The organism is Erythrobacter sp. SCSIO 43205, assembly GCF_019904235.1.
GTDB lineage: Bacteria > Pseudomonadota > Alphaproteobacteria > Sphingomonadales > Sphingomonadaceae > Erythrobacter.
The window spans coordinates 3,251,776-3,263,995 of record NZ_CP063202.1 but is presented as its reverse complement, the minus strand read 5'-3'; the positions used below and the strand labels follow the sequence as shown (position 1 = coordinate 3,263,995).

10 protein-coding genes are annotated in these 12,220 nt (G+C 56.9%); all 10 read left to right on the top strand.

What is annotated here, in order from left to right:
- Positions 1-9: 9 nt before the first annotated feature.
- The 10 genes from INR77_RS15280 (at position 10) to INR77_RS15235 (ending at position 11,784) form a co-directional block, all read left to right on the top strand.
- Entirely contained in the window at positions 10-1,260 is a 1,251-nt protein-coding gene (locus tag INR77_RS15280; protein WP_223071847.1) for a thiolase family protein, read from the top strand.
- Positions 1,260-2,414, top strand: a complete 1,155-nt coding sequence (locus INR77_RS15275) for an acyl-CoA dehydrogenase family protein (protein WP_234029453.1) — start codon at positions 1,260-1,262, stop codon at positions 2,412-2,414. The genes INR77_RS15280 and INR77_RS15275 overlap by 1 nt, the downstream gene beginning before the upstream one ends.
- A 7-nt stretch (positions 2,415-2,421) precedes the next feature.
- Positions 2,422-3,540, top strand: coding sequence for a CaiB/BaiF CoA-transferase family protein (locus INR77_RS15270; protein ID WP_152434309.1), 1,119 nt, complete (start codon positions 2,422-2,424; stop codon positions 3,538-3,540).
- A gap of 125 nt (positions 3,541-3,665) precedes the next feature.
- A complete protein-coding gene (locus INR77_RS15265) occupies positions 3,666-5,795 on the top strand; it encodes a PQQ-dependent dehydrogenase, methanol/ethanol family (RefSeq protein ID WP_152434310.1) in 2,130 nt (709 codons plus the stop codon).
- Between the two features lie 17 nt (positions 5,796-5,812).
- A complete protein-coding gene (locus tag INR77_RS15260) occupies positions 5,813-7,447 on the top strand; it encodes a hypothetical protein (protein ID WP_223071846.1) in 1,635 nt (544 codons plus the stop codon).
- Between the two features lie 14 nt (positions 7,448-7,461).
- Positions 7,462-8,913, top strand: a complete 1,452-nt coding sequence (locus INR77_RS15255; protein ID WP_152434312.1) for an aldehyde dehydrogenase family protein — start codon at positions 7,462-7,464, stop codon at positions 8,911-8,913.
- Positions 8,914-9,619: 706 nt separating this feature from the next.
- The gene (locus tag INR77_RS15250) at positions 9,620-10,018 is read left to right on the top strand and encodes a single-stranded DNA-binding protein (RefSeq protein WP_011413805.1); all 399 of its coding nucleotides are present in this window, start codon (positions 9,620-9,622) and stop codon (positions 10,016-10,018) included.
- A 308-nt stretch (positions 10,019-10,326) separates the two neighbouring features.
- Entirely contained in the window at positions 10,327-10,548 is a 222-nt protein-coding gene (locus INR77_RS15245) for a hypothetical protein (protein ID WP_011413806.1), read from the top strand.
- Positions 10,549-11,216: 668 nt separating this feature from the next.
- The gene (locus INR77_RS15240) at positions 11,217-11,546 is read left to right on the top strand and encodes a hypothetical protein (RefSeq protein ID WP_223071845.1); all 330 of its coding nucleotides are present in this window, start codon (positions 11,217-11,219) and stop codon (positions 11,544-11,546) included.
- On the top strand, positions 11,473-11,784 hold the full coding sequence (locus INR77_RS15235; RefSeq protein ID WP_370632240.1) for a helix-turn-helix transcriptional regulator: 312 nt from the start codon (positions 11,473-11,475) through the stop codon (positions 11,782-11,784). Before INR77_RS15240 ends, INR77_RS15235 begins: the two co-directional genes overlap by 74 nt.
- Positions 11,785-12,220: the final 436 nt, after the last annotated feature.

Sequence of the window (12,220 nt, the reverse complement as noted above, 5' to 3'; positions counted from 1 at the left end):
ATCCCGACCATGGAAAAGACATATATCGTCGGCGTGGGCATGACGAAATTCGGGCGACATCCCAACCGCGAAATTGCGCATCTTCTTGATGAGGCGATTGCCCATGCAGTGAAGGATGCAGGCGCGGCCAACAGTGATATTGACGCAATCTATCATTCCAGCTCGACGCAGGGTTTCCTGCAAGGGCAGACTTTCATCCCCGGACAGGTCGCGCTTGGCCAGATCGGGTTCTCTGGAACGCCAGTCTTCAATATCGAAAACGCCTGCGCCTCCAGCTCAAGCGCGTTTCATCTCGCTGCTCAGGGTGTAGCCTCGGGCATGCATGATATTGTCATGGCGGCAGGCGTTGAAAAAATGAACATCCCTGACAAGGCCAAGATGTTCGCTGTCTTTGACGGTGCGTGGGATGTCGCGACACCGGAAGAGAATACGCAGCGTCTGGTCAGTCTGGGTGAAGGCATGGACAAGCCGGAAGGTTCAGAATCGCCAAATCCCTATAGCGTATTCATGTCAGTCTATGCCGCCTTCGGCCTCAATCACATGAAGCGCAACGGAACGACCCAACGCCAGATTGCGGCGATTGCGGCGAAGAACCATCAACATTCTGTGCACAACCCCCTGTCGCAATATCAGCAACCCTATTCGATTGAGGAAGTGCTTGCCGCTCCGCCAATCACCTATCCGCTGACGCTGCCCATGTGTGCGCCGATTTCGGATGGTGCTGCGGCGACCATCATCTGCAACGAGGATGGTCTTAAAAAGCTGGGCGGAGACAAATCGCGCGCAGTCGAGATTCTCGCCAGCGTAACGATGAGCGGCAATCCCGAACGAACGGCAGATGAGCCGGAAAATCACATGGCGTGCCTCGCCGCGCAGAAAGCCTATGACAAGGCCGGACGCTCTCCTGCGGATATGGATGTCGCAGAGGTGCATGATGCAACGGCGATTGGCGAGCTTATGCATGCGGAAAATCTGATGCTGGTCCCGATGGGTGAAGCCGGCCCGGCTGCCGAACGCGGAGACTTCACAGTCGGCGGACGCATTCCAATCAACCCGTCTGGCGGGCTGGAATCAAAAGGTCACCCGATCGGGGCAACCGGCCTTGGTCAGATTCATGAGCTGGCTACACAATTACGTGGCGAAGCCGGTGCGCGTCAGGTCGAAGGCGCGCGTCACGCTGTGCACGAAAACAGTGGTGGTCTGGTTGGCATCGAGGAAGGTGTCGCAGTGGTCAACATTTTTGGAAAGGCAGAAGGATAATGAGCAATATCAACTTTCTGTTCAACGAAGACGAGCGGATGGCGATTGACGGTCTGCGGCGTTATCTGGACGAGCAACTCGAACCGGAGCTGCAAAAGCTTGGCGACACATTCTACCCCAAGGAAAAGATGGTTGAATGGGCCGGGCATCTGACCCAGTTCGGCATGATCAATGCCCCGCAACCGACCGAACATGGCGGTCTTGGCATGTCCTGGCGGTTGCATGTGCAACTGATCGAGGAACTGGCCTATAGCTCCGCTGATCTGACAGTCGCCATGCTGGTCAATGCTGCGGCAACATCCATGGTGTTGAAACTGGGTTCAGATGAGCTGCGCGAACGCTATGGCGAACCGCTGTTGAACGGCAAGATTTATGCGGCAGTGGGTATCTCGGAACCCGGCATCGGCTCTGATGTTTCGGGCGTGACGACCCGCGCGGTTCGGGATGACGATGATTGGGTAATCAGCGGTGAGAAAACTTGGATCACCAATGGCGAATATTCCGATATTTTCATCTGCACCTGCCGCACCGATGACAATCAACTCACCCATATTCTGCTCGACCGGAACGAGCACCCCTATGAGGTGCGCGGCATCCCCAAAATGGCCCTCAATGGCCAATCGACCTCACAAGTCTTTATGGACGGGGTGCGCGTTCCGGTAAGCAATACTGTCGGCGACATTGGCGATGGCCTCAAGAACACGCTGACCTTGTTCGAACGCGCGCGCATCCATGTTGGCGCCTGGGGTTACGGCATTGCCAGACGCGCTTTGGCGGAATCGATCAAATATTCGCAGGAACGCGAACAGCACAGCAAGGTTATCGCCGGGCATCAGCTGATCGCTGACAAGATCGCGACCATGGCCACCCGGATTGACGCCGCACGGCTGCTGGCGTTGCGGGCTGCCTCCATGATCGACGCAGGTGAACGCTGCGACGTGGAATGCGCGATGGCCAAATGGTATGGTACCGAAATCGCCGTCGATGCGACGCGGCAGGCGGTTCAGATCCATGGCGGGAATGGCGTGACCAAGGAATTCATCGTCGAACGGCTTGCACGTGAAGCGATGATTACGCCGATCCCCGATGGCACAACGGAGATCCAGAAACTGCTGATCGCGCGCGGTTTGACTGGTGTTTCCGCCTTCAAGTGATCAAGTAGTGACCGAGCAACAAAGGCCGCTTGCCGGAATCCGCATTGTCGAGATCGAAGGGATCGGTCCTGCTCCCTTTTGCGGGATGCATCTCGCCGATATGGGTGCAGATGTCATTCTGGTCGAGCGCAAGGAGAAGAGCAGCGATCCGGGCACGACTATGCCGGTTGGCATACTCAAGCGCGGCAAACGCTCTATCGCGCTTGATCTGAAGGATGATGGCGACAAGGCAATTCTGCTTGATCTGGTCGCCAGCGCCGATGCTCTGATCGAAGGGATGCGCCCCGGCGTGATGGAGCGGCTGGGGCTGGGGCCTGATATATGTCAGAAACGCAATCCTGCGCTTGTCTATGGCCGCATCACCGGCTGGGGACAAGACGGGCCTCTGTCGCAAGCGGCGGGTCACGATATCAACTATGTCGCGCTGTCATCGGCTGGCTGGTATGCCGGGACTGCTGATGGAACTCCACTCCCTCCGCCCGCCATGGTGGGTGATCTGGGTGGCGGCGCCAACTATCTGACCATCGGCGTGCTCGCCGGAATTGTCCGGGCCAAAGCAAGCGGTAAAGGCGACATTGTCGATGCCGCGATTGTCGATGGTTCGGCCCACATGATGAACCTGATCTTCGATCTGATGCCCAAGGGGCTGATGAAGGAAGAGCGCGGGGTCAGCGCGCTGGACGGCGCGCCCTGGTATGGCACCTATCGCTGTGCTGATGGCACGCATATCACAGTGGGTAGCCTGGAGCCGAAATTCTATGCCGAATTGCTGGAGCGGCTTGGCCTGTCAGACAATCCGCTATTCGCCAACCAGTTTGATCCGAAATTCTGGCCCGAACAGGCCAAACATCTTGCTGAGCTATTCGCTTCCCAGCCAAGCGCATATTGGTGCACCTTGCTGGAAGGAAGCGATGCCTGCTTTGCGCCAGTGTTGAGTCCGTCAAGCGCCAAAGAGCATCCGCACAATCAGGCGCGCGGAATTTTTGATGAAAGCAAGGGCTATCTGCAAGCCGGTTCAGCACCACGATTTGCCTCTTCTTCTCCCCTCTCCATCTCGCCTGCCCCGGGCCATGGCGAGCATGACGATGAAATCCTCCAAGAGTTGAAAAACACCAAGAGACGGTGAGTTGGCGCATTGGGCATGGTCTTGCAGATTGCAATTGCCGTGTTTTATCTGTCTCCTTGAGGGGTGAAAAAACGCTTTGCAAAAGCAATGCGGACAAGGAGAGGCCCCGCACAGGGGAAACTGACATGGCTGATATTTCGCAAATCCTGAGAAGGGCCGCGCCCGCCATTCTGCTCGCAAGCCTTGCAACATTATCAGGATGCGGAAGTACCAGTGACGGTGCGGTGAGCGAACAACTCTTGCTTGAAGCGGGGGAAGATGCAGCCAACTGGCTCTCGCACGGGCGCACCTATAATGAAGAACGCTTCAGTCCGCTCGAACAGATCAATGCGGACAATGTCGGCGAGCTCGGTCTGGCTTGGGAAGCGCCGCTGGGCAGTTTCCGCGGCATTGAAGCTACACCCATTGTGGTTGATGGCGTGATGTACACTACCGGTTCGTGGAGCGAAGTGATCGCGCTCAATGCGGCAACCGGCGAGGTGTTGTGGAAATACGACCCGGAAGTCCCGCGTGAAAAAGGGCGCCATGCCTGCTGCGATGTCGTCAATCGCGGGGTCGCGGTCTATCAGGACAAGCTGTTTTTTGGCACGATTGACGGACGGCTGATTGCGCTTGACCAGAAAAGCGGCGATCAGGTCTGGGAAACCCGCACATTCCCGATTGAAGAACCTCACACCATCACCGGCGCACCGCGTGTGGTGAAAGGCCGTGTAATTATCGGCAATGGCGGGGCTGAATTTGGCGTACGCGGCTTTGTCGCAGCCTATGATGCCGAAACGGGTGAGCAGGAATGGAAATTCCACACCGTACCCGGCAATCCCAAAGATGGGTTCGAAAACGAAGCCATGGAAATGGCCGCTGAAACATGGAAGGGCGAATGGTGGGAATTGGGCGGTGGCGGCACCGTATGGGATTCCATGGCCTATGATCCCGAGCTTGATCTGCTTTATATCGGTGTTGGCAATGGTGCGCCGTGGAACCAGAAAGTTCGCAGCCCCGGCGGCGGTGACAATCTGTTCCTTTCCTCCATCGTCGCGCTGCGCCCCGATAGCGGGGAATATGTCTGGCACTATCAGACAACACCGGGCGAAACCTGGGACTTTACGGCCACGCAGAGCATCATTCTGGCCGATCTGGAGATTGGCGGGGAAGCCCGCAAGGTTTTGATGCAGGCTCCGAAAAACGGCTTTTTCTATGTGATTGACCGGACCGACGGGAAGCTGATTTCGGCCGAGAATTTCGTGCCGGTAACATGGGCCAAGGGCATTGACCCTGAAACCGGACGTCCGATTGAGAATCCGGAAGCGCGCTATCCGGAAGGAATGGCGCTGGTCAAACCCACTCCGTTCGGCGCGCATAATTGGCACCCGATGTCCTACAGCCCGCAGTCCGGGCTGGTATACATTCCGGCGCAGGATATGCCGTTTCTTTATCGCGATCAGATCGAAGGCGACATTGCGCGGGTGGATCGCGATGGTCTCAACACCGGCGTCAGCCTGACGGATCCGCTTCCCGACACAGAGGCCGAACGACGCGCGCTGATGAAGCAGATGATCCGCGCCCAGCTGGTTGCGTGGGATCCGGTCGCACAGAAAGAAGTCTGGCGGGTTGAGCACGAACGGATCTGGAACGGCGGTACGCTGGCCACAGGCGGTAATCTGGTATTTCAGGGAACCACCAAGGGGATTTTCAACGCCTTCAACGCCAAAACTGGCGACACGTTGTGGTCCTTCACTGTCGGTGCAGCTATGGTTGGCGGCCCTGTTTCCTACGAGGTGGATGGTGAACAATATATCGCTGTCTCGGTCGGTTGGGGCAGCGGCGCGAACCTGCTGGCCGGATATTATGTCGATCCCAAAGGCGGCAAGGTCGAAGGGCGCGTGATCGCGTTCAAGCTCGGCGCCGATGGCAAAATCTCATTACGGCAACCCGCCAAGAGCGAGCTGCCACGTCCGGCACGACGCCCCAGCTCCACTGAAGCCGTCGCACGCGGAACCGATCTCTACGGGCGTTTCTGCGGCATCTGCCATGGGGGCGCAGCTATCTCGGCTGGCACCACGCCCGATCTGCGGTACTCGGCAACATTGGGTAACGATGCGTTCCACGCCTTCGTCCTTGAAGGTGCAGCGGCAGCCAATGGCATGCCCAATTTCAACGGTCGGCTGAGCAAAGAGGAAGTCAGCGACATCGAGGACTTTCTCCTGTCACGCGCATGGCTCGCTTTTGAAGATACCAGCACTACAGAAACTGACTGATCAAGAGAGAACCTGAAATGAAGATGCACCTGAACGCCACCGCCCTGCTACCACTCACGCTCGCTCTTGCGGCCTGCAATGGCGGGACCGAGGTCAGCAGCCCGCAAATGCCGTCCAAGAACCCGTTTCTGGTCGATAGTGAACTGGCCACAACCCATTTCGGCCCTGCACAGCAGGACTCGCTGTCTTTCGAAGGGCCGCGTGGCATTCACGAGCTTGATGAAAGCCAGATTCAGCGTGTTGCCGGAGGGATGGTCAACCTCACCATTCTTCAGGGGCCCAAATATGAGTCCGGCGAAGAGGTGATCATCGCCACCAACAACAATCAGGTGGCAAAAATTCTGGTCAATGACGGCAAATATGAACTGATCGCCAAAACACCGATCAATGGCCAGCCGCATATGTCAGCCGAGGACGTGGCCAAAACCGTCGCGCGGCTGGATGAAGCGGAAACCGAAGCGGAAATTCTCGAATTTCTCAACGCAGAATACCCGCGCTATGTCGAACAGGTTGTTGCCCGTGCGGCAATCTACAACATCTCTGACCGTGACGGGAACTTCTACACCGTGGTCAACAATGATGTGGTGGTTTTCGCCGATGAGGAAGCCGGTAATCCGCGCTCTCCGATGGTCGAGAAAGCGCGCTTCCGCCTGCCCACGGAGTATTTCAACCCCACTATGGAAGATCCCGATGCCGTATTCGGGTTGGGCATGACATATGATGGCATGATAGTCATGGTGACGATGGGCGGTGTGGTGGCCGTGGTTGATCGCGAGTTTGAGGGCGATCCGATCATCCACCGCCTGGCTGACGAGGAGAGCGTCACCAATAGCATCGCGATTGACAAGGATGGCGGCATTTACGTGCTTTCCAACAAGCGCATGCACAAAATGGTGTGGGACGGCACGCAATTGCATACCGACAGCAATGGCGCGTGGTCATCCGAATATGACAGCTTCGAAGGCAAGCTGGGCGGTGTCAGCCTGGGCAATGGCTCGGGCTCGACACCCTCGCTGATGGGTTTCGGCGGTGAGGAAGACAAGCTCGTCGTCATTACCGATGGTGAGCAAGTCATGAATATGGTCGCCTTCTGGCGCGACGACATCCCTGAAGGTTTCGAGCAGAAACCGGGTACCAAATCACGCCGTATTGCCGACCAGATGAAAGTCACATTCGGCAAGGAAAATCTGGAACGCGCGCAGTCTGAACAATCTGTCGCAGTCTATGGCTATGGCGCGATGGTGGTGAACAACACACTGCCTTCACCACTGCCGACCATGCTGGAAAATGTCGTGACATCCGGCTTTACGCGCGAAGGTCCAACCGGGGCAGAAAAGTTCCAATGGGATACCGAAAGCGACAGCTGGGTACGCGCCTGGGCCAATCCCGATCTCGCAAGCCCGTCAACCGTTCCGATGATTTCAGGTGGCTCAAACCAAGCCTATGTCAACGGTTTTGTCGATGGAAAATGGGAAGTGACCGGCGTTGACTGGGACAGCGGCGAAGTCGTCACACGCCTGCGGATGGGCAAGAGCCAGGCCTATAATGGCGCCTATTCGGTCATCAGCATGCTCCCGGGCGGCGATATCGTGCTGGGCGGCCTGTTCGGCACAATGCGGATCAGAACCGATGAGGGCAATCAGGACAAATAGCAGGAACGATGCTGATGACAGATGGTGATGCAAAAGGCAGCGGCGGGGCCGAAACCTCGCCATCCGAGCTTCAGCGCCTGTTCGAAACGCAGCAAGCGCTAACTCGTGAGCGTGTATCGCGCAGCTATGAAGAGCGGATGGATCTTCTCGCCCGGCTCGGCACCATGTTCGAGACGCATGAGGAGGAGATGATCCAGGCGGCGGCGGCTGATTTCGGCATTCGTAGCCGCCACGAAACTGTATTAACCGACATGATGCTGGTCTTGTCCGAGGTGAAATATGCGCGGCGGCATTTGCGCAGATGGATGAAGAAACGCCGCGTCAAGACAGACATTTTTGGCAAGCCGGGAAAATCGTATCTGCACCCCCAACCGCTGGGCGTTGTCGGTATTTTGGGCACCTGGAATTACCCCTACGGCACAGTCTTTGCCGGAGCGGCAGGGGCACTGGCTGCGGGCAACCGCATCATCGCCAAGCCTAGCGAGGTATCCGCACGCTCAGCCGAGACGATGGCGCGGCTGGCAGCGAGGTATTTTTCCGAAGAAGAACTGGCGGTGGTTCTGGGTCAGGCTGAGCTGGCCGGCCATATGACGTCGCTGCCCTTCGACCATCTTCTGTTTACCGGTTCACCCATGATCGGCAAGAAGGTGGCCGCAGCCGCAGCCGCCAATCTCACTCCGATCACGCTTGAGCTGGGCGGCAAATGTCCGGTTATCATCGATCCGTCCGCATCGCTTCCCAAAGTGTGCGAGAGCCTGGTATTCGGCAAGCTCCTCAATGCCGGACAGACCTGCATCGGGGCGGACTATGCCTTCGTTCATGAGAGCATGCTGGACAGTTTTGTCGAGCAGATGGGTGAACGGGTGGCCAATTGCTACACTGACATCGAAGACAATGCCGATTTCACCAGCATTATCAATCAGCGCCAGTATCAGCGCCTGACCGGCCTGCTGGATGATGCGCGCAGCAAGGGTGCCACCATCATCAATCTTGCTGGCGATGGCGATGGGCTATTCCCCAACCGCAACCGGATGGCTCCGCAGGCCGTGTTGAATGTTTCTGACGAGATGGCGCTGATGCAGGAAGAGATTTTCGGGCCGATCCTGCCGGTCATGCCCTATCGCTCAGCCGAGGACGTGATCCGATACATCAACCGGGGCGAACGACCGCTGGCGCTTTATCATTTCGGCAAGGACAATCGCGCGCGGCAAGCCATTCTCGAAGAAACTCATGCCGGGGGCGTCACACTCAATGGAACCGTGATGCATGTGTTCCAGCGCAGCCTTCCTTTCGGCGGGATCGGCAATAGCGGCATCGGAAGCTATCTCGGGCCATCCAGCTTCGAGCGCTTTTCCCACTTCAAACCGGTTTTTCGGCAGTCCGGTGTGAACATGCTGGGGCAATTGCTGCCCCCTTATTCCAACAAAACCGGCAAGTTTTTGGGCGTCTTCAAAAAGCTGCTTTAAAGTATGGCTTCCGTTTTTAACCAATACCGGACGTTGGGTCATGCAAAACCAGTACTGCGCCGATGGGCCTCAAGGCTCATAACTATGATTTGGAGGGCGGCGATCCTTATTCGCGAGTGAATACGATAGATCAGTTTTTCTTGCGTGGCGCAAAATGGCACAATCATTTCGTAAAAATCTCTATCGCATTCAGTCTGCTTTCTGTTCAAGGATAACGGTGCCTGAACGTCCGATACTGGGGCGCAAAGTCGACGCTAGCCGAGCCAGAATTGGACCGGGGCAAGCGCTTTGCCCTGTGGTCGCTCCAGCACATGTTCGGGTACGCCCCCGACCTCGACGTGGCGTTCGAGAACGAGGAAAACCGGGAAGCAGCCTGCAACTCGATGGATCTCCTGGCGGCATCGGCAGGCGATGGGGTAAGCTGATTTCAGCGGGGTCTTGGCACCTTCAGACCCACACCCGATACCCATCCGGCATTTGTCGCGAACATTCCATAAAGCAGGTCAGCTGAGGACAGCAACCCGTTCCTTTGACGGCCGTGTGGTCGCGCTTCGCACGCCTGCCCGCACCACCCGTCAGGAACAGGTTTCCCTTGGCCACCAGACAGGTCTGTGGGCCTGCGGTGCAGTCCTCCCATGCCCTGCTTCTTCTGGATGTTCGCAAGCCGGAGATGGTCTCCGGTTTGAGGAACTGAAGGATACAGCTCATGACCAATATCGCCATCATCACCGGCCGCCTCGCCCGCGATCCGGAAGCCCGTACGACCCAGGGCGGCACCAGTGTTACCGGGATCACCGTCGTCACCGATCGCCCGCTGCGCGACAAGGACGGTCAGACCTACAAGGACAAGAACGGCTACACCGCCAAGGAAAGCGAGTTCCACCGGGTGACCTGCTTCAACGGCCTCGCTAAGACCGTCGGCCAGTACTGCTCCAAGGGCCAGCTGGTCAGCGTCCAGGGCCGCATCCACTACACCCAGTGGGAGGATAAGGACGGGGTCACGCGCTACGGTACCGAGATCCTCGCCGACAAGATCGACTTTCTCTCCCGCGGCAGTGGTTCGAGCGACGACAACGACAATACCGACGCTCCCGAGATCGACTGACATATTCCATCATCGATGCCCATCAGAGGGGCGCTGTCCAGACCGGACAGCGCCCCTCTTCTGTTGCTCTATCAGACCTAAAGGGGAGGGGCCTGGCTCACGGTTGTCCCATTATGATGGGCGTGCAACCGGCGCATCAAGGACGGCAGGGTCCCACCATTTTGCCTCCCCTTCGCTCCGCTGCGGTCCGACAAAATCGTAACCCCTACCGCCGCTTCGCGGTCGCCCTTCAGGACGATCCCTGACCCGCCGGCCGCACGCCCATCCGTCCTGCTCCTGCCGTCAACGGCAGACATCAGGAGGAAATTATGGCTACGCAATTTCAACGCACTTCGACTTCGGATCGCTACTTTGCCGCACTGGCTGTGGCAGAGGGGCGGGCGCTGCACAGCTTCTTCGATCAGCACATTATCGAGGACAAGCGCCTTGGATATTTTGCCCTGGATGAGGGCGATTACAATGTACTTCCGGCGCACCTTGCAGCGCGCGTGGTGCACACCATCCACGGGGCGATGTCAGACGAGTTCTGACCGCATGAGCAGGGCAGGGACCGGCAACGGTTCCTGTCCTATTCTCATGTTCACAGGGGTGAAGGATGGCGATGGCGCAGTGCGAAAGTTGGACGCATAATCGGTCGCCCCTGGATTCGATAAAGATCAAACATTCTGGCATGTCGGTCCATTGCGCCGGACAATACATCTTGCTCCTTTGCCGTCATATCCAAGCAGGCCAGAACATTGGCCACTGATGTTGGCTATTTGGTCCCCATTTCGGAACATTTGAGGAAAATTCTCGTCCGAATATCTCGGTTCTGAACAAAAAGTTCCGCCGCTAAAGGCGACGCTGCGCTACGCTTCCGTTTTGAAACGAAAGCATTTTCTCCAATAATCTGGCCCGGTAAGCAACTGGTCACTGATCCGCAATTGAGAATGGGCTTGACCCAGCACACCGTACGCAGCGGTGCCGCAGAAGTTTCTTGTTTATTATCATGGCTTTGGACGTCAATTTCGGGGTGTGCATCTTCTAATTTGAACCTGACTTACGATTTGGATTCGCAAATCAGTCGCAAGTCAGAGACATCCAAGCGATTGAAACTACTGCCGAACTTTTCATTTTCCTACAGGTGACCCGCGACTTACATTGGTCGTTGCGTTTCGCAAGGGTGAGCCAGGTTCTTTGAACAAAAGGACTTGGATAAATGAAAAGGAATCATTGTTTACAAACTTACGTTACCGCTCAAGTTGACGACTGGATAAAGGCCCAAGCGCGCGAGCGTGGGGTCAGCAGCAGCATCGTGGTTGGCGATTGCATTCACGATGCATGGATGCGCGATATGGAGGCAGACTTGCGCACACCTGCCACCGATCCTGTGCGTCAGAACATCTTCATCACTGTCGCGCTGGATGCGTTGCTCACGTACCATCCCGAAACCGATTTGCGCGATCTAGTGGTCGATGCCTATCACCGTAGGCTCGTCCGCCTTGGCCTTGTCGCACCCCGTCCAGAGGGAGTCGACCATGGCGAATGAGATCGAGCAATTGTCGATGCCGTTTCTCGCTGACTCAGATCATGGGTGCTCCCAGAGGCCCAAAATCAGCCGGTTCCTGAGGCTACGAGAGGTCCTGCATCGGACCGGCCTGGGCCGGTCCACGGTCTACCGATGGATGGATGAAGGCAGGTTTCCGAAGTCGGTTCGCCTGGGCGGTCGTTCGGTCGCGTGGATTGAGCACGAGATCGACGAATGGCTTCAGGGTCGATGCAGATGAGACCAGCTCCGGATCGCCTGACAGGGACGGAAATTTCGTGTTCCGTGTCAGCGAATCCGGTGCATAAAGGGGCTCTAAAATACCCTGTTCGAGTCACAATCCCGGACTCACATTTCCACAAATTTTGGTGGGGGCATGGCGGGGGGGGCATGAACAAATTACCCTCGTCGAAATCACTGATTTATCAGCATTTTAGACGAGTATTTCGGGTCCCGTAAGCGCACCAGAGCTTTCAGCTTAATAATCAGACCCTTAAAGGCTAAAGCCCGTTCGGCCTTATCCCGAAATTCGGTTATGTTTGAGGCGTTTTCGCTCATTGTTCGGCTGGATCCTAAGTGGGGTGTGCTAGGGTCAGGTTTTGGGCAGGGACCATCGAAGCCGCCATAGCTTGCGGGTTCAATACAGGAGATCGCAATCCGAAGTTTGCGCAGAAGGG

Excerpts from the sequence above, each read along its gene's own strand:
- INR77_RS15280 (WP_223071847.1), top strand. The coding sequence starts at position 10 with ATGGAAAAGACATATATCGTCGGCGTGGGCATGACGAAATTCGGGCGA.
- INR77_RS15275 (WP_234029453.1), top strand. The coding sequence starts at position 1,260 with ATGAGCAATATCAACTTTCTGTTCAACGAAGACGAGCGGATGGCGATT.
- INR77_RS15265 (WP_152434310.1), top strand. The coding sequence starts at position 3,666 with ATGGCTGATATTTCGCAAATCCTGAGAAGGGCCGCGCCCGCCATTCTG.
- INR77_RS15260 (WP_223071846.1), top strand. The coding sequence starts at position 5,813 with ATGAAGATGCACCTGAACGCCACCGCCCTGCTACCACTCACGCTCGCT.
- INR77_RS15255 (WP_152434312.1), top strand. The coding sequence starts at position 7,462 with ATGACAGATGGTGATGCAAAAGGCAGCGGCGGGGCCGAAACCTCGCCA.
- INR77_RS15250 (WP_011413805.1), top strand. The coding sequence starts at position 9,620 with ATGACCAATATCGCCATCATCACCGGCCGCCTCGCCCGCGATCCGGAA.
- INR77_RS15245 (WP_011413806.1), top strand. The coding sequence starts at position 10,327 with ATGGCTACGCAATTTCAACGCACTTCGACTTCGGATCGCTACTTTGCC.
- INR77_RS15240 (WP_223071845.1), top strand. The coding sequence starts at position 11,217 with ATGAAAAGGAATCATTGTTTACAAACTTACGTTACCGCTCAAGTTGAC.
- INR77_RS15235 (WP_370632240.1), top strand. The coding sequence starts at position 11,473 with ATGCCTATCACCGTAGGCTCGTCCGCCTTGGCCTTGTCGCACCCCGTC.